General features: G+C 43.0%; 14 protein-coding genes and 1 pseudogene. 9 read left to right on the top strand and 6 right to left on the bottom strand.

Annotated elements, in window-relative coordinates; translation table 11 throughout:
* Nucleotides 1-758: 758 nt before the first annotated feature.
* From ACPEGP_RS08325 to ACPEGP_RS08315, 3 genes are all read left to right on the top strand, one after another.
* A complete protein-coding gene (locus tag ACPEGP_RS08325; RefSeq protein ID WP_021812806.1) occupies nucleotides 759-1,475 on the top strand; it encodes a response regulator in 717 nt (238 codons plus the stop codon).
* A gap of 230 nt (nucleotides 1,476-1,705) precedes the next feature.
* A complete protein-coding gene (locus tag ACPEGP_RS08320) occupies nucleotides 1,706-3,361 on the top strand; it encodes an ATP-binding protein (RefSeq protein WP_423813131.1) in 1,656 nt (551 codons plus the stop codon).
* A 114-nt stretch (nucleotides 3,362-3,475) separates the two neighbouring features.
* On the top strand, nucleotides 3,476-3,655 hold the full coding sequence (locus tag ACPEGP_RS08315) for a hypothetical protein (RefSeq protein WP_068404248.1): 180 nt from the start codon (nucleotides 3,476-3,478) through the stop codon (nucleotides 3,653-3,655).
* Between the two features lie 81 nt (nucleotides 3,656-3,736).
* Here ACPEGP_RS08315 and ACPEGP_RS08310 read toward each other — a convergent pair whose 3' ends face one another.
* Nucleotides 3,737-5,209, bottom strand: a complete 1,473-nt coding sequence (locus tag ACPEGP_RS08310) for an ATP-binding protein (RefSeq protein WP_423813130.1) — start codon at nucleotides 5,207-5,209, stop codon at nucleotides 3,737-3,739.
* A gap of 427 nt (nucleotides 5,210-5,636) precedes the next feature.
* Here ACPEGP_RS08310 and rpsP point away from each other — a divergent pair, with 427 nt between their 5' ends.
* From rpsP to rplS, 4 genes are all read left to right on the top strand, one after another.
* Nucleotides 5,637-5,906: a 30S ribosomal protein S16 gene (gene rpsP, locus ACPEGP_RS08305; protein WP_021812802.1), complete on the top strand. Its 270-nt coding sequence runs from the start codon at nucleotides 5,637-5,639 to the stop codon at nucleotides 5,904-5,906.
* Between the two features lie 212 nt (nucleotides 5,907-6,118).
* Nucleotides 6,119-6,652 carry a ribosome maturation factor RimM gene (rimM, locus tag ACPEGP_RS08300; protein ID WP_144297691.1) on the top strand — a complete coding sequence of 178 codons (534 nt, stop codon included), beginning with the start codon at nucleotides 6,119-6,121 and terminating at the stop codon, nucleotides 6,650-6,652.
* A 62-nt stretch (nucleotides 6,653-6,714) separates the two neighbouring features.
* Complete coding sequence (gene trmD / locus ACPEGP_RS08295; protein ID WP_423813129.1) at nucleotides 6,715-7,479, top strand: tRNA (guanosine(37)-N1)-methyltransferase TrmD; 765 nt, start codon at nucleotides 6,715-6,717, stop codon at nucleotides 7,477-7,479.
* A 204-nt stretch (nucleotides 7,480-7,683) separates the two neighbouring features.
* Entirely contained in the window at nucleotides 7,684-8,106 is a 423-nt protein-coding gene (gene rplS, locus ACPEGP_RS08290; RefSeq protein ID WP_068403752.1) for a 50S ribosomal protein L19, read from the top strand.
* A 248-nt stretch (nucleotides 8,107-8,354) separates the two neighbouring features.
* On the opposite strand, the gene ACPEGP_RS08285 is transcribed toward rplS, so the two are convergent.
* Nucleotides 8,355-8,912 (bottom strand): DUF4442 domain-containing protein, encoded by a 558-nt coding sequence (locus ACPEGP_RS08285; RefSeq protein ID WP_423813128.1) that lies wholly within the window; start codon nucleotides 8,910-8,912, stop codon nucleotides 8,355-8,357.
* A gap of 425 nt (nucleotides 8,913-9,337) precedes the next feature.
* Between ACPEGP_RS08285 and ACPEGP_RS08280 the strand changes: the two genes are divergently transcribed.
* The gene (locus ACPEGP_RS08280) at nucleotides 9,338-10,861 is read left to right on the top strand and encodes a DUF3360 family protein (RefSeq protein WP_423813127.1); all 1,524 of its coding nucleotides are present in this window, start codon (nucleotides 9,338-9,340) and stop codon (nucleotides 10,859-10,861) included.
* Between the two features lie 186 nt (nucleotides 10,862-11,047).
* Entirely contained in the window at nucleotides 11,048-12,892 is a 1,845-nt protein-coding gene (gene uvrC / locus ACPEGP_RS08275) for an excinuclease ABC subunit UvrC (protein ID WP_201592036.1), read from the top strand.
* A 109-nt stretch (nucleotides 12,893-13,001) separates the two neighbouring features.
* On the opposite strand, the gene ACPEGP_RS08270 is transcribed toward uvrC, so the two are convergent.
* The 4 genes and pseudogenes from ACPEGP_RS08270 to ACPEGP_RS08255 form a co-directional block, all read right to left on the bottom strand.
* A complete protein-coding gene (locus ACPEGP_RS08270) occupies nucleotides 13,002-13,574 on the bottom strand; it encodes a dihydrofolate reductase (RefSeq protein WP_423813126.1) in 573 nt (190 codons plus the stop codon).
* 43 nt (nucleotides 13,575-13,617) lie between these two features.
* Nucleotides 13,618-13,905 (bottom strand): annotated as a pseudogene (gene thyA / locus ACPEGP_RS08265) (thymidylate synthase); the annotation flags it as partial.
* Nucleotides 13,906-14,111: 206 nt separating this feature from the next.
* A complete protein-coding gene (locus ACPEGP_RS08260) occupies nucleotides 14,112-15,902 on the bottom strand; it encodes a restriction endonuclease subunit S (protein ID WP_423813125.1) in 1,791 nt (596 codons plus the stop codon).
* A 2-nt stretch (nucleotides 15,903-15,904) separates the two neighbouring features.
* Nucleotides 15,905-17,380: an N-6 DNA methylase gene (locus tag ACPEGP_RS08255; RefSeq protein ID WP_423813124.1), complete on the bottom strand. Its 1,476-nt coding sequence runs from the start codon at nucleotides 17,378-17,380 to the stop codon at nucleotides 15,905-15,907.
* Nucleotides 17,381-17,425: the final 45 nt, after the last annotated feature.

Here is a 17,425-nt window from a genome sequence, read left to right as displayed (position 1 = left end):
TTTTTGTTATAAACATAAAAACAGTCCATTAGGGGCTGTTTTTTTATGCCTGTTCTTCTAATAGTTAGCTTTCTAGTAGTTAGCGCTTAATATTTGCCATAGCTCAGACATTTACTATAGTGAGTGAAAAGTAATATCGATACATTACGCACTGCTGATATCAGTTTTTCTTGCTTGCTGTGCCTGCGCAGACAGAGGCTACAAAAAATTGATATCAGCAATACCATAGCGTTTTTAGGATATTTTGACTATATTTGAAAATCTCCTAGGTTATGCAATATTTATCAAAAACTAAATCGAAAACTAAACTGATTTTCATAAAATGATGGAAAAGTGACTAGCGGCAACGCTAATATATGGTTATATTAGAGAGTAGCAACCACATTTTTTATTTTAAAAGTCCAGCAGTTATTTGGCGTCATCCAATAACATTTAATGTTTGAGCTTTTAAAGCGTTTGTTCGATATAAGACCAGTAGAATGATTAAATAAATTTATCCTATGCCTTTTAAAGTTAGTAAAAGGTATAATTTTTGGACGCAAACTAACGTTTTAAATGACGTAGTTTATAGGTTTTGTTACTAACTATAAGCTATAGTATAGGAAGCTGTGTGTTTAATAGTATACTGTGCTACCAAGTTTGTAACCGTGTTACGGTCACTGCCTGTATTGGATTACAAATTGATTGAGTTACGGTGCTATTAATTTACCGCTCTTATTTTCACCGCTTTTAAATAAGATGTATTAGAGGATATAACAATGACAACGAATGAAGAAGACAACACCCCCCGAATCTTGATTGTTGAGGATGACGAGCGCTTAGCCATGTTGACCCAAGATTACTTGGTTAAAAATGGTTTAGAAGTGGCAATTGAAACCGATGGTAATCGCGCCATTCGCCGTATTGTCAATGAACAACCAGATTTGGTCGTACTTGATGTCATGCTTCCTGGTAGCGATGGCTTGACGGTATGTCGTGAAGTACGTCCACACTATCAAAATCCTATTTTGATGCTGACCGCGCGCACAGAAGATATGGATCAGGTTTTGGGTCTTGAAATGGGCGCTGATGACTATGTCGCTAAGCCTGCACAGCCACGCGTATTGCTTGCCCGTATCCGTGCTTTACTACGCCGCTCAGAAAATGCGCCATCAGAAGATGTGCCGCAGCGTCTTGAGTTTGGTGAGTTGGTTATCGATAACGGTGGTCGCTCAGTGAACTTGGGTGATGAATTGGTTGATTTCACCAGTGCCGAATATGACTTATTATGGTTACTTGCGTCTAATGCTGGTCGTATCTTGTCACGCGAAGATATCTTTGAGCGTCTACGCGGTATCGAATATGATGGTCAAGATCGCTCAATCGACGTACGTATCTCGCGTATCCGTCCAAAAATCGGTGATGATCCAGAAAATCCTAAACGTATCAAAACCGTGCGTAGTAAAGGTTATTTATTCGTTAAAGAAGGCAATTAACAGCGAATTGTTAATACAATTCTCTTTACTAAAATACTTTTTAATAAAAAACCAGCGTAAAGCTGGTTTTTTATGGTCTAAATTTTAATTTTTAAACTTAAATGCTGCGTAATGTGGTTTAATTGAGCGATAATTATAGGCGTTAGATAAATAGCATGAGATAAATTGCGCTGCAAGGATTTCTCTTCTTCCTCTATCAATAATTCTTTATTAGGTTGGTCACGGCACGTATGTCATTAGTTTCTTCTCTTAAACACAGTATCTTTGTTCGTATTTATGCTGGACTACTCATCGTCTGTTTGTGTGTGGCATTATTTGCGCAATTGTTGATGGATACGATCAATAAAGAACGCGTCCAATCTTACCGGGAAAATATGGCTACGGGCGCTTTTCATATCGTTGCTGAAGGCATTGCGCATCAAGAAAGCGAATCGCAGCGTGAGTATTGGCTGTCTGATGCCAGTAGCTTATTTGGCGCAGAATTTAACATTGTGCCTATTAACGAGGTTGATTTTAATGCCAGTGAGCTGCGCCGTTTTGAAAAAGGCAATACCGTCGTTCGCTATGTTGCCCAGCCGATTTACGCCGATGTTTATTATCGCTTGCCAGACAATGAAAGTGTTTTAACCGCACGTATCTCGCAAGTGACCGAGCAGCAAGTACGCGCCATCGCGGTATTTTTGCTCGATGATTTGTCTTATTACGCGACTTTATCCGATAAGCGTGCGCGTTTGGCTCAATTGGAAGAGAAGTTTTCTTTTCCATTAGAGTTTAGAGCGATCAATACTCTTAATTTAGACCCCGATCAAATGGCACGCTTACGCCGCGATGAGGTCGTCATCTTATTACAAGATACCAATACCAGCAAAAGTAACTCGTCGATTAAAGTGGTCGTACCGTCTGAAATCAATGATATGGCGATTTTAATCGGGCCGGTACCTTTGTTTAACTGGTTCCCGCTCAATCTGATTGTCAGTATGATTTTGATCAGTATGTTCCTAATCAGCTTAGGCGTGTATGCGCTTATTTTCCCGCTAGAGCGCAAGCTGCAACTGATTCAGGTGGGCGTTAACGAAGTCAGTAAAGGCAATCTTGATATCAAAGTACAAGTCATCGGACAAGATGAAATTGCGCGTTTATCGGCGACATTTAATGCGATGACGGCCCATATTAAGCGTTTGATTGAGTCACAGCGCGAGCTGACGCGGGCAGTATCGCACGAACTGCGAACGCCGGTTGCACGTATTCGTTTCGCTGTCGACATGCTGGCAGATACCGATGATGAAGATTCGCGCTTTATGCAGCGTGATTATATTGATGAAGATATCGAAGCGCTAAATGGTTTGATTGATGAGATTCTAACGTACGCCAAGCTTGAAGAGGGCTCACCAAAACTGGATTTAGAACCGGTCAATCTGCGTGAATTGCTTGAGCAAATTGAGCGTGAAACCAATGCTTTGGGCAAACCGATTAAGATAGTGACTAAGCTACCAAATGCAAAAGTAACGGCAGTTGCGGATAGACGTTACCTGCATCGCGTGATTCAGAATTTGGCCGGAAATGCTTTACGTTATGCTGAGAGTACGATTATCATTAGTGCTGGGGTGAGAAAAGGCAATGCTTTTGTCAGCGTAGAAGATGATGGGCACGGCATTCCAGAAGCCGACCGTGAAAAAGTCTTTATTCCGTTTTCACGCTTGGACGATAGTCGTACACGTGCCTCAGGTGGTTATGGTTTGGGCTTGTCTATTGTGTCGCGTATCGCTTTTTGGTTTAATGGCAATATGAAAGTGGACGAGAGCCGTGAGCTTGGCGGCGCACGCTTTGTCATGACTTGGCCGATTAAACCATTGACCCAAGTTCTTGCAGCCGATGAATTGACATAAGAAAAAAGTGAACGCGATTTCGATGCTTAATCTTTTATAATGACGGATAAATTGATATTGATGATTTATTAAAATGATTGAAATGAGCTTATTAATAGTAGAGGAGGGCAAGGGATGCCGTATTTGTTTGGTGGTTTAGTGGTATTGAACGCAGCAGCGCTTGGATATTATTTATTTTTGCAGCAGCCAACCAGCACTGAGACGCTAAAGGCTGCGCAGCAAGAAATAACCCAACCTTTAACTTTTAGCAATAGCGCTGAGTACATTCCTCCAGTGATTGGTACCAAAAAGTAGGGCTATTAAAGTGTCCAATAACGATCAGTTATTAGCAATTCTTTGATGTTGTCTGCTACTTTTATTTAACGACCATCTATTTTATTGGTCGTCTATATTGCTAGGAGCGTTAGATAGTCTGTCATTGTCAGAAGCCAATGGCGGCTCTCCGGCAACTTTGGAAATAAGAGGGATACGAACACACACTTGTAGACCGCCATCTGGGTGATTGATGGCCTCAACCGTCCCATGATGTAAGCGCGCGATACGATCGACAATTGCTAAACCGAGTCCGCTACCCTGAGTAGTACGCGCTGACTCCCCGCGCTCAAACGGTTGCATGATACGCTCTAATTGGTCTTCTGCGACGCCCTCACCGCAGTCGCGCACGCATATCAATAACTGCTCTTTTGCTTCTTTATTGACCTCATTTTCAGTCACTACATCGCTGTCTTCTACCACCGTTTTTTCTATGAATGTCGGCACCACGGTCGCGGATAAATAAATGGGCGGTTTGCCGTAACGTTTGGCATTATTAACCAAGTTAATCACCAAGCGTTTGATAGACATTGGCCGCACAGGCACCATTTTTTGACATTCCGATTGATAAATAAATTCCAGCGGCGCAAATTGCACCATGATTTCATTAAATATAGTGTCCAAATTGGTCAGGTGCACTGGCTCATCGGAACCGTCTTTCATAAAGGAAATAAACTGCTCCAAAATCGCATCCATATCTTCGATATCGTAAATCAAACCTTCACGGAAAAATTCATCGGGCAGCATCTCAGCGGTTAAACGCATACGGGTCAGCGGCGTGCGCAAGTCGTGCGAGATGCCCGCCAGCATAATCGTCCGCTCTTTTTGTGCTTGATTGAGGGTAGTAAATAAGCGATTAAATGCCATATTAACTTGGCGGATCTCAGTAGGACCATTGTGGGTCGGTAAAGTGGTAGCGTGACCCAAGCGAATATAGTTGGTCGCCGCACGCTGCAAATAGCGTAGTGGACGATTTAATTGCCGCGCTAATAAAATAATGGTCAGCAAGGTTAAAATTGGTAAGCCAACTAAAAATAATACTAATAAAGCGGGACTGTACTGTGAGTAATATACCACCGGCTCGCGAATCCAAAAGCTGGTATCGCGACTGTCTTGCACCCACAGCTGCGGCGTTGGTTTAAACTTAAAGTAGACCTCTACGGGACGACCCAATTGCGCACCAATTTCGCGCTGCAACACATCGGTAAAGACGCCAACAAACGCCTTATCTTCTATCACTGGAAAATCGCTAGGATTATTGACCACCACCACATGCGAATGCTGATAAATCCATTGCCGGACGGCCGGATCATTTTTCCAGTCTTTATTGACGCTGTTCATCAAGTGCAATTCGCTGGTCAGATAGCGCGCATGATTTTTAAGCTCTGGCAAATACAGACTGCGCCAAAAAAATGAAATCGACACCCCGACGCTAATAATGACGATAAAAGCGACCATCAAGGTGGTGAGCCAACTGTTAGAGTAGGAGCGGGCGAGCCAACCTTTGCGCCGAGGCTGTGATTTTGCGGTGGTCATATATATCCAAAAAATTAATCAAAATATGGGTAAAGTGATTTTCTTTAAAATGGCAGCTAAAGCAGGTAGATAAGGTATTTTTATTGAATGTCTATATAAATTAAATATCTAAATAAAAAGTAACTCGCTGTATGCGCGCTTACAAGCTTATGTTTTATGGATTTCTATCACTGCTATTGTTGGTAGCATAGCATAATAAAATAGTAAGACAGGTTGCTTTACGATAGTCAATTTGCAAGAAGACCCAGACCTGAAATAGCATTCTGTCGCTATAAATTGACAAGATATTTTGAATTGTATTTTACATGCTTTGCCATTTAAGCTATTGTTAATAAATAATTAAATAAGCACGGTTTATGTTTTCAATAAAATAAGACTGTGCTATAATTATGCCCTTTTTGGTATACCTGCGAAAGAGAGAATTCACATGGTTGTTATTCGTTTAGCACGGGGCGGTGCCAAGAAACGCCCATTTTATCAAGTAGTTGTTGCTGATCAACGCCGCGCGCGTGACGGTCGCTACATTGAAAACATCGGCTTTTTTAACCCACTCGCTAAAGAGTCTGAAGAAGCAGTACGCCTAAACATGGAAGCGTACAATGCGTGGATCGCTAAAGGTGCACAACCTTCAGATCGCGTTGCTTCATTAGCAAAAGCTTATAACAAGTCTGCCGCTCAAACTGAAGCAACTGCTTAAGTTTGTACCGTCAATGAGGCGCTGATAGCTGGTCTATGGCAGTCTCAACAGACTTTAGAAAACATAGCGTAACTGGTCTGACCAGGGTGCGCCATTAACTGTTTATGACTTTTGATTGCGCTTAGCGCTGTTGATTGAACTGTATTTACCCTCGTTTTTTAGTCATTGCTTTATCTATCATTGTTGTTTTAGTCATCGTTAGGTTAGCCGTTATGTCATCTGTTCCAAACGCTAGTGCGCTTATGAAAATCGGTCAGCTAAAAAAGCCTTATGGCATCAAAGGCTGGCTGTGGGTATTTAGTGACACGGATGATCGCACGGCAATCTTTGACATGCAGCCTTGGTGGATGAAAACTGCTACTGGCATGAAGCCTTTAACCGTAAAGGCGTGGCGCGAGCAAGGGACGGGCATTGTCGCTCAATTTGAGCAAGTCCCTGATCGTAACGTTGCAGAGACCATGAATGGCGTGACCATTTGGGTTGAGCAAAACGTTTTGCCAGAAACCGGTGAAGACGAATATTATTGGTCAGATTTGGTGGGCCTGCGCGTGATAAACGAGCAGGACGAAAACTTAGGCGAGATTACTGAAATGTTTGAAACCGGGGCCCATGACATCATGCGTGTCGCGGCAACGTCAGACAGTTTGGACGCCGAGGAGCGCCTAATACCTTGGCATAAGCAAACGGTGATTGAGGTCAATTTGGCTGAGAAAACCGTGCTTGTGGCATGGCAAAGTGATTATTAGTCGTAATTTTTTTTGATTGATAAAAACGTCATTCACGCAGTGTTTATGCAAGTAGAGATCTGATGTATTTTGCCGTGATTAGTATTTTCCCTGAAATGTTTGCCACAATTCGTGAGTTTGGAATCACGGGACGGGCAGTCACTCAGGAGCAAGTCACGATTGAATGCATCAATCCACGTGATTATACCAAGGATAATTATCGCCGTATTGATGAGCGCCCGTATGGTGGAGGTCCTGGTATGGTGATGATGGCTGAGCCATTATCCCAAGCAATTGAGGATGCCCGCCTGCGCGCTAGTCAGCATGGTTGCCGTGTCGATAGTGCGCACTGTCCGGTGATATATATGTCACCACAAGGCAAAACGCTCAGCGAAAGTAGTGTGGTCAGTATGACTGAGTATGACGGCATGATTTTATTATGTGGTCGTTACGAAGGTATTGATGAGCGCTTACTGACGCAGTATGTCGATATGGAAATTTCACTTGGTGATTATGTGTTGACCGGTGGCGAGCTACCAGCAATGGTGCTCATGGATAGTGTGATACGTCGTCTGCCTGATATTATGGGTGATGATAAATCCGCTGAGCAAGACTCGTTTGTCGATGGTTTGCTTGATTGTCCGCACTATACCAAGCCGCATGAATTTGCTGGGTTGGCGGTTCCTGAAGTTCTACTTTCAGGTCATCATGGCAATATCGCCAAGTGGCGCTTTAGCCAACAGGTCGAACGTACGCAAGCGCGGCGTCCAGATTTATGGCAAGCGTTTACGCCAACGGTCGAGCAAGCGAAGTGGTTAAAGGCATTGACAAAAGCAGATAAAAAATAGCGTTAATAGCGGTTAATAAATAAACAGTTAAGCAATAAAATTTTGAGCAACAATAAAACGTGTCATAGCATCATGGCCGTTGGTCATAACCCATTTACGTTGTAGTTATTATTAATCCAAGATATTAATAATAGCTATGATTCATTATTACAAACAGGTGATATGCGTCAAGCCTCTATTATCTAATGTGAGGAGATAACTCTCATGAGCAACAAGCATCCATTGGTTCAGGTCATCGAAAATGCGCAATTGATTGAGCGCCCAAGCTTTGCACCCGGCGATACCGTTGTGGTTCAAGTAAAAGTACGTGAAGGTGAGCGTGAGCGTTTACAGGCTTTTGAAGGCGTTGTAATTGCCAAGCGTAACCGCGGTCTAAACTCAGCGTTTACCGTACGTAAAATCTCAAGCGGTGTTGGTGTAGAACGTGCATTCCAATTGCATTCACCAATCATTGATAGCATCGAAGTGAAACGCCGTGGCGCAGTTCGCCGTGCGAAACTATACTACTTACGTGAGCGTTCTGGTAAATCAGCCCGTATCCGCGAAAAACTTGGTGCTCGTCCAGCTGCAAACAAAAAAACTGACGCTGGCGTACCTAAAGCAGTTGATACTGCTCCTGGTATTTAAGAACCAGTTTGCTTTGCCGCGCTTAGTCGTCTGATTGGACGCTTGATGCTTGGCAAAGCAAAAGTAGATACAAGCCCTTATTCATAGGTTTATTTATAAATAAGCGGGCCATACCAAAAAAGACAAAACCCCAATCTGTGCTGATGCCAGATTGGGGTTTTTGTTTCTACCGCTTTTATTTAGGCTTTAATTGCTGATTTCATGCTGTTTTCATTCAAGATTTGCGTGATACGTTGGCTTTCAATGTTTTAGATTTCAATATTGTCTACGCGGCTGGTTTGGTCTTTAGATTTGCTGTACTTACGCAAGCGAATATAAAGAGTCTTATTAACAGTAGCAACGACTTTTTGCTGCTCATCGACGATATCGACGCTGTATTCACGAAAAACGGGCTCGCCATCTTTTGCCAACTCTTGAATAGCGATTACTTCAGCACTGCTAACCTTGATACGCGCGGTGACTTTGCTCTTACCCGGCGCGATAAATTCAATATGTGAGCTTTTATCCCACACTACGTAGCTGCTGCCCAGTTGGTGCATAAGCATCAGCATATAAAACGGATCTACCATCGAGTATAAGCTGCCCCCAAACTGGGTGCCGACGATGTTTTTGTTTAAATTATTTAAGCCCATGCTGACCACGCATAAACCTTGATCTAAATTCATGTGTTCAATCTTGATACCAGCGCCGATGTAGGGCGCATAAGTGTTGATACGCAGTTTAAGCAAGTAGGGCGTCAGTAATGGCATGATATTTTTTTTCGCGTTACGTTTAAGCGTTTCAAGTCTTTTAGGCAGTAAATTCATCAATATTTCCTATTCCCTTTTTAGATATTGCTAGTCTGGTGGTATGGGTTATTTTTATTGTATTAAGTTAAGTATGACTGCAAGGATTGTTGCTTATAAGGTAAGTTTTCAAGCAATGAGCCATAAAAAGACATTTATCATAGTGAAAAACCATGAAGCTCGCCAGTTTTAAAGCGTAACGAAACGGCAAATGCGACGATAAAGCCATTATCTTGTTTGCATTCATTACCGTTTTCTAAGTATGACCGATTGAGTCATAAAAAATACTTTTCATAATGATACGGGTAGTATCTTTTAATGGCGAAAGTCTCGCATTATCTTTAACGATGTCTTACAATAGCGGGATTTTGTTTTGGGCGGTTTAATATTTACTCGATATTAGGATAATAACGCCGCTCAAACCTCAGTTGACATAAGGAAATGTGATGAGTGGTACACAGCTTCCCACCTCAGGGCGCAACCCGCAGCAACCAATCTCTTCTAATAATGACGATTTGCAAGGCAGCTATGTAGAGTTACATAAGCCCAGCGCTAGCTTTAAAAATCGTAATGCCTACCTCAATCATGAACTGCAAATCATGCAACCAAAACGTTGGCGTGCTAATTTGCCGTTCCGCGATTATCGTTTTGAATATGAAGATACGATTCCGGCAATGGCAGCGACCATCGGTAAAGTGGTGATGGTGGGCGCCATTGCTGCAACCTTTGCTGGTCCGCTTGGTTTGGGCGATGCTTTTGTGTTAGAAAACGTGCGTTATGAATTGCTTATCGTGGCGTTTTTTGTGATTTTATTCTCAGGCTTCCTGCTACCGACTGCTAACCTTGCTGGTACGCACGGCCCACTGATTCCACTGATTCCTATCGTCGTTGCCGCGGGTGGTCACCCGATGGCCTTTGGTCTACTAATCGGTGCTTTTGGTTTGCTACTTGCCATTAGTAAAGGCGGCAGTCTGCTGGCGAACTTGACCAGTAAAGGCGTGTGCGGCGGCCTACTGCTATATTTAGGCTTTATCGGCACCACCTCCCAAGTCAAAAACCTATTTGCTTGGGCGGAAGGGATTGGTATGTCGCATATCGCCTTTGTGGTGATTCTACTGACGATTATCTTATATGCGCTGTTAGAGAATTATCAAAAACGCTGGCTGGCGGTGCCACTCAGCTGCTTGTTAGGCGGCGGAGTTGCCTTTGCGATGGGCGCGCCTTTTACCTTTAAAACCGCACCCGGCCTACCAAATATGAACCCAATGTATTGGTGGGGCGAAAACACGGGCTGGATGTTAGGCTTGCCAACTGTCGAAAGCTTTATCGTGGTATTGCCCTTTGCAGTATTGGCAGTCGCTATGTGGTCACCAGACTTTTTAGGTCATCAAGTCTTTCAAAAAATCAGCTATCCAAAACGTACTGAGCGTGTGCTGATGGATATCGATGACACCATGACCAGTGCGTCTATTCGTCAGGTGGCGGGCTCTGTGCTTGGCGGTGCTAACTTCGCTTCTTCATGGGGCACCTATATTGTACCAGCGGCAATTGCGAAGCGTCCTATTCCAGCCGGTGCGATATTAACGGGATTATTCTGTATTATTGCTGGTGTTTGGGGTTACCCCATGGATTTAGCGATTTGGGAGCCGGTAATGTGTGTGGCGTTGATTGTTGGCGTCTTTATCCCGCTACTTGAAGCGGGTATGGAGATGACCCGCGAAGGTAAAACCACGCAGTCTGCGGCGATTGTCGTGTTTGCTTCTGCCTTGGTCAATCCAGCCTTTGGTTGGTCGATTACGCTGGTGCTGGATAACTTAGGCTTGATTGGTTCAAAAGAGCGCAGTGCCAGCTTAACAAAAATGAGTCGCTGGATTATTCCTGTGGTGACCTTTGTCATTTTAACCACAGTGATGGCTATCGTCGGCATGTTGCCCGGTATTCCAGCGCTTTTGCCAAACTTCCGTCACTAGATTTTTAACGTTTTCCATAAAAAGCCAGCCTCGATGCTGGCTTTTTTTATGACTTTGGTTAAGCCAGTTTTTGGCTTGCAAAATACCTGCTGTTGCCCCATACATATGATATTAATTACGTTTTTACAGTGTGCTATTTTTACTCTGTACTAACGTTAAAGCCCTAATTTAAGAGTCAAAAATTCTATGGTCAATGTCTCCGCATCGAGTCCCGTCGACGATAAAAAAGCCCGCCTAAAGCATTTAATTCAGCGCCTGCCAAATCTACCAGGGGTGTATAAAATGCTGGGTAAAAACGGCGATATTCTTTATGTCGGCAAAGCCAAATCGCTGAAAAGTCGCGTCAATAGCTACTTTGCTAAGACCATTGACCATCCAAAAACTCGGGCACTGGTAGCACGAATTCATAATATCGAAACCATTATTACCCGTAGTGAGACCGAAGCGCTATTACTTGAGCAAAACCTGATTAAAGAGCATCGTCCGCCTTATAACGTGCTACTACGTGATGATAAATCTTACCTTTATGTGTTTATCTCTGCGGATAAGCCTTATCCAAGATTGGCTTATGGTCGCGGTAAGGGCAATCACCAAAAAGGTCGCTTTTTTGGGCCGTTTCCATCGGCTCATGCGGCGAAAGAGACGTTGGTGCTGATGCAAAAAATGTTTCAAATGCGCCAATGTACCAATACTTTTTTTAAACAGCGTAAGCGCCCGTGCCTTGAGTATCAGATTAAGCGTTGCCGTGCGCCCTGCGTTGGTTTGGTGTCGCCAGAAGAATACGCCGAGGACGTTAATAATACCATTCGCTTTTTAAAAGGTGATTCGAGTGATATTCATCAGACGTTAATTAAAAAGATGGAGAGCGCAGCGGAAGCCTTAGACTTTGAAAAGGCGGTTTTTTATCGCGATCAGCTGTCTATGCTGCGCGAAGTACAAGCAAAGCAAGCCGTTTATACCGTAGAAGGTGAGGCGGATGTGATTGCGATTGCCAGTCAGGCGGGCATGACTTGCGTCAATGTGCTGACTGTGCGCGGCGGGCGCGTGCTTGGCGGTAAAAACTATTTTCCCGATATCGATAGCAATGAGCCACTTGCCGATAATTTATCGGCGTTTATTACTTCGTTTTATTTTCAAGTAACCGATGATTTGCCAGCTGAGATTATACTCAGCCATGAGCTACCGGATCAAACAGCGGTCAACGAAGCATTGATAACCCACTTTGGCAGTAAGACGGTCGTTAAGACCAACGTTCGCGAGCACCGCGCTGAATGGTTAGATTTGGCCAAACTCAATGCTAATAACGCCCTAAAAACCAAGCTTGGCGATTATCTAGAGTTGCATGCGCGCTTTGGTGCACTGAAAGACGTCCTCGCCGACGTTACCGATCGAACCATTGACCGTATCGAGTGTTTTGATATCTCACATACCATGGGCGAAGCGACCATCGGTAGCTGCGTGGTCTTTGACCAAGGTGGTTCGCGTCGCCGTGATTATCGTCAGTATGCGATTCATGATATCCAAGGTGGTGATGACTATGCGGCGATGAAGCAAGTGCTGACGCGGCGTTATAAGAAGCAGCCATTGCCGGATTTATTGCTGATTGATGGTGGTAAAGGTCAACTTGGTATTGCTAAAGAAGTACTCACAGAGTTGGGTATTCTCAATGATACGTTGCTCATTAGTGTGGCAAAAGGTGAAGGGCGTAAAGCAGGCTTGGAAGTATTGCACTTTATCGATCACGAGCCGCTTGACTTGCCGATGGATAGCAAAGCGCTGCATTTATTGATGCATATCCGCGATGAAGCGCATCGGTTTGCCATTACCGCGCACCGTAAAAAGCGCGATAAACGCCGTTCCTCGTCGGTGTTAGAAGTCATACCAGGGCTTGGCGAAAAGCGCCGCCGTGACCTGCTTAATCACTTTGGCGGTATGCAGCAATTGCTTGGCGCATCGCAGCAGGAGCTGGCTGGCGTGCAGGGAATTGGTCCGGTATTAGCAAAAACGATTTATAAAGTGCTGCATGAGTAGTTTAAGCAATATGGGCTAAATTTGAGTTTGTGCTCATAAAGCCCAACAATAAAAAAGCTGTCTTAGAATTATCTAGGACAGCTTTTTTTATTTTAATAAACTACAATTATTATTCGGCATTTTCTATTTTATAAGTCACAAACCTAAAGTCTAAGCCACTTTTTTCATCGTGTTTTTGCTCAGATTCTGCTGTGACTACAAACTCATTTGGCAGTTCGGGATAAAAGGCATCACCATCTTCAATAACAGTATCGACATGCGTCAGCTCGACGCGGTCGGTATACATCATCGCCTCACTAAAGACCCGCTCGCCGCCAATCACCCAAATGGTATCAAGGTGCGCACCATGAGCAAGGCTGGCCGCTTGGGTCAGCGCATCGTCTAAATTGTGCATCACATACGCTTTTTCACTACCGACTAAGTTATTTTGCTCGGCGTAGTCTAGTTGGGTCGTGATAATAAAGCTGATACGTTTTGGTAGCGGTTTGCTGCCCATCGACTCAAAGGTTTTGCGACCCATGATGACGATACCTTGTATCGCGCCGTCACTTTGTTTGGTCGTCATGCTTTTAAAATGCTGCAAGTCAGCTGAGATATGCCACGGCAAATCATTCCCTTTGCCGATACAGCGATTGCGACTGATGGCCGCGATTTGGGCAACTTCGGTATTGGCATAGCTCATAACCTATCCTTTTTATGGTCTTTTAAAAGTAAAGCGATTAAATTTAGACGGCAACTTTGGCTTTAATAGCTGGATGCGACTCATAACCTTCAACGCTGATATCGTCAAAGGTAAAGGCAAAAATATCCTTAATGTCAGGGTTTAGGGTTAAGGTTGGCAGCTCATACAGCGAGCGCGTCAACTGCAATTCAACTTGCTCACGATGGTTTTGGTAAATATGACAATCGCCACCCGTCCAAACAAATTCACCAACTTCTAAACCACACACTTGCGCCACCATATGGGTAAGCAAGGCGTAGCTAGCGATATTAAATGGCACACCGAGGAATATTATAACCCCTAATTTATGCACAAGACGCCTAATAATATAGATATGAAGGCTATAATAGCATTGTGCACTTTTAATTCTGCACATTATGGATTATACATACAAGGTTATTATACCTGATTTTAAAATATCGCTGCTAATAGAAGGTCTTGTTTATTTCTTTTGGTTGTACTAAAGCATATAAAACGTGATTGTTCCAATATTAAAACTCACCCTAAAGCCCTATCAATCAACGCATCGGTAAGCTGAACCTGCGTCTCTTGAGATTGCTGCAACTTAACTTTTAACTGATCGCAAATAGCCATTAGCTCGTCAACTTTAGCAACGATGCGATGTTGTTCAGCTAGAGGAGGTAAAGCTATCTTTAAAGCTCTGACCTGACTTCTAGATACATTTTTCATAGAGCTGCTAGTACCTCCTGCTACCTCTGCATAATATTCGCGAGAATAACTACTATTATTCACTAAATTTATATAATAGCTAAATACATCTTTAGTAAAACTAAAACGAATGATTTTGTCACTCATCATTAGTTTCTCGGGTGTGTTCTTTGGAACAACAACAGAACGTGCTACTAAATCGGCCGTATTAGCTCTGGAAATAAGGAAGTCATTAGCTTTTACTTCATACTGAGGTTTTGGCTCTAAATAGTTTGGCAAAGCTTTATTCTCATCAGGCTGATATTTACCCCAAGTTACAGCACTTACTTTAAGTACACCCCAATTATCTCCTTCTTTTGGCGTAGGATCACATTTGGGACTCCAACCAGCCTCCGAGCTTAAAGATAAACTATCTATTTGACACCATTCCCATCCTTTTGGTAGCTCAAAGAATTTTTCTCCGTCACTAATCGGTGGTAATGGTTTTTCTTTCTTAATCTTCTTTTCTTCAATCAACCGCTCTTTTTCTTCCGCAATCTTTTCTAACAACACCGAAGCGGGTTCATCTTCTGGATTCTGTGGAACTAATTTACCCATCACTGCTAATTGCAACACGGTTTGCTTTAGGGCTTCGATGCTTTGCTCGGTGGTAAATAGACTATCAAAATGCTCAGCAATTCTTGCCCAGTTTTGCGCCAATTCATCAGCATTCCCACTATCCGTCAATGTGGCTAGCAAGACTTCTACAAGTGTCGCATGAGCCTCGATACTGGCTTCGGTTTGTTGCTCTAGTTGATCACATAGTAGCATCAGCTCATCGACTTTTGCGACGATACGTTGTTGTTCATTAGTAGGAGGTAAGGAAACTATTGAGTTAATTGCTTTATCTGTTCCTAATCGGGGTAAGCTCATACCATGCGTTGAACCATTAGCATATTTGATGAAACTAGGGCTTTTTAGGAAATAGCGCAAATAATAAGGTAATAGATTATCATGACAGGTTATTGGAATAATTTCAGTCGTACATACACCTGACTCATCAGCAACCACAACTTTATCTAAATAAGGCCTTAGCTTTCCATATAAAACATCATCCTTACTGAAAACATTTTTTGTACTTTTAAACTGGCGCTCAGAAAACCTAACCTTTTCTAAAAGTCGGGAGGTTCCTTTTTCAATATCTTCAAGCTCAAGAATCCAAGTATCAGATTGAACAGTATTTGACTCGGCTTTAGAGGGATTTCCATAGCTTGCTATATTTCCAAGTTTGCACCACTCCCAACCTTTAGGTAAGTTGAAAGACTTTTCCTCATCATTAATAGCAAGTAAAGGCTTATTTTTCTTAATTTTTTTATCTTTAATTAACTCAGCTTTTTCAGCCGCTATTTTTTCTAATAAAACCGATGCAGGCTCATCATTGGCGTCTTGTGGCACAAGCTTGCCACGTACTGCTAACTCCAAGATCAGCTCACGTAATTTAGTAATACCATATAGCTCATACTTTTTACTGCTGCCACGCCCACTAGTGGATTTAGCTAATATAGCGCTGGTCCAGATATCGATATGTTCAGTGATTAACTGCTCTGGCTTGCTTATGTCTTTACTCATCTCTACGCTCATGACTAGTTACCCTCTGTCGTGTTAGTAGACAGTGCAACGCCCAGTCCATCTTTTAATTGGCTACGTAGCGTATCGATGCTCTGTTGCTGTTCGGCATAGTCAGCTAGTAGCTTATTAGGATCATAATCAATGACTTCACCTTGGTAAGGGTTGGAAATATCTAGGTTATAATTACGTTCGATGACTTCTTCAATACTGACCTTCCAAGCGTGATCGTTTTCGATACGACTGGCAAAACCATCAGACTCATCACCCCACCAGTCAATCTCGGTTTGAAACTCTTCAAACTTCATTGGTTTGGTTTTGCTATAGTTTTTGACGCCTTCAGGATAAGGATGCTCATAAAACCAAATATCTTTGGTTGGCTGACCTTTGGTAAAGAAGAGAATATTGGTCTTAATCCCTGTATAAGGGTTAAATACACCGTTTGGTAAACGTACGATGGTATGCAGATTACATTCTTCTGTCAGCATTTTCTTTAGCTTGGTTTTTACCCCTTCACCAAACAGGGTGCCATCAGGCAATACGACGGCGGCGCGACCTTTATCTGCCAAGACCTCGATGATCAACTGTAAAAACAAATCTGCTGTTTCGCGTGTTTGGAACTCAGCAGGGAAATTCTTTTCGATACCGTGCTCTTCAGTGCCTCCAAAAGGTGGGTTGGTTACAATGACATCAATATCACTGTCCCAGCTCGATAGCGGCTTATTTAGGGTGTTATCGTGGCGTATCTGTACGGGTACTTCGATACCATGCAGCATCATATTGGTCGTACAGAGCAAATGTGGCAGTTGTTTCTTTTCAACACCTAAGATTTGTTTTTGTAGTATCTGATGATCTTCGGCAGTTTCGACATAGTTGTTTTTGACATGATCAAATGAGCAAGCCAAAAAACCACCTGTACCACAAGCTGGATCCATGATGCGCTCACCTAACTTTGGGTCGACACGGTCAACGATAAAACGTGTCACTGCACGCGGCGTATAAAATTCACCTGCATTACCCGCACTCTGTAAATCACGCAGCAGTTGCTCATAGATATCACCAAACAGATGACGCTCATCTGAACGGTTAAAGTCCACTTCGTTAAGCTTATTGATTACTTGGCGTAGTAGCGTGCCGTTCTTCATGTAGTTGTAAGCATCGCTCAAACCTTGACGCACGACAAAGCCACGTGGGTTAGTATCTACTGGCGCGGTAAGGTTTTTTAGCTCAACGAATATTTCATCGTTGACGAAATCTAGTAACTCATCACCAGTGATACCTTCGGGATCAGCCGCCCAATTACGCCAAAGGTATTTCTCAGGGATGGGGGTCTTATAGTTTTCTTGTTCAAACTCAAGCGCTTCTTCTTGTGCATCAAATATCTTGAGAAACAATAACCATGACAATTGGCTTAGACGTTGGGCATCACCATCAACACCAGCATCTTGGCGCATGATATCTTGAATAGACTTGATAACGGAACTGATTGACATGTGGTTTCTCTTTTTAATAAACGATAGGAATAAAACAAGCCTCAA

Source organism: Psychrobacter sp. 219-2-C (assembly GCF_049560815.1).
In the GTDB taxonomy this organism is placed as follows: Bacteria; Pseudomonadota; Gammaproteobacteria; order Pseudomonadales; family Moraxellaceae; genus Psychrobacter; species Psychrobacter faecalis.
Note: the sequence above shows the minus strand (reverse complement) of the source record. Positions and strands in the feature narration are given on the sequence as shown.

Bases quoted from the DNA above. Each gene is read 5' to 3' on its own strand.
- rplS (WP_068403752.1), top strand. From the start codon at position 7,684: ATGAGCAACAAGCATCCATTGGTTCAGGTCATCGAAAATGCGCAATTG.
- ACPEGP_RS08260 (WP_423813125.1), bottom strand. From the start codon at position 15,902: ATGAGCGTAGAGATGAGTAAAGACATAAGCAAGCCAGAGCAGTTAATC.
- ACPEGP_RS08315 (WP_068404248.1), top strand. From the start codon at position 3,476: ATGCCGTATTTGTTTGGTGGTTTAGTGGTATTGAACGCAGCAGCGCTT.
- uvrC (WP_201592036.1), top strand. From the start codon at position 11,048: ATGGTCAATGTCTCCGCATCGAGTCCCGTCGACGATAAAAAAGCCCGC.
- ACPEGP_RS08310 (WP_423813130.1), bottom strand. From the start codon at position 5,209: ATGACCACCGCAAAATCACAGCCTCGGCGCAAAGGTTGGCTCGCCCGC.
- ACPEGP_RS08325 (WP_021812806.1), top strand. From the start codon at position 759: ATGACAACGAATGAAGAAGACAACACCCCCCGAATCTTGATTGTTGAG.
- ACPEGP_RS08255 (WP_423813124.1), bottom strand. From the start codon at position 17,380: ATGTCAATCAGTTCCGTTATCAAGTCTATTCAAGATATCATGCGCCAA.
- rpsP (WP_021812802.1), top strand. From the start codon at position 5,637: ATGGTTGTTATTCGTTTAGCACGGGGCGGTGCCAAGAAACGCCCATTT.
- ACPEGP_RS08320 (WP_423813131.1), top strand. From the start codon at position 1,706: ATGTCATTAGTTTCTTCTCTTAAACACAGTATCTTTGTTCGTATTTAT.
- ACPEGP_RS08270 (WP_423813126.1), bottom strand. From the start codon at position 13,574: ATGAGCTATGCCAATACCGAAGTTGCCCAAATCGCGGCCATCAGTCGC.
- ACPEGP_RS08280 (WP_423813127.1), top strand. From the start codon at position 9,338: ATGAGTGGTACACAGCTTCCCACCTCAGGGCGCAACCCGCAGCAACCA.
- ACPEGP_RS08285 (WP_423813128.1), bottom strand. From the start codon at position 8,912: ATGAATTTACTGCCTAAAAGACTTGAAACGCTTAAACGTAACGCGAAA.
- rimM (WP_144297691.1), top strand. From the start codon at position 6,119: ATGTCATCTGTTCCAAACGCTAGTGCGCTTATGAAAATCGGTCAGCTA.
- trmD (WP_423813129.1), top strand. From the start codon at position 6,715: ATGTATTTTGCCGTGATTAGTATTTTCCCTGAAATGTTTGCCACAATT.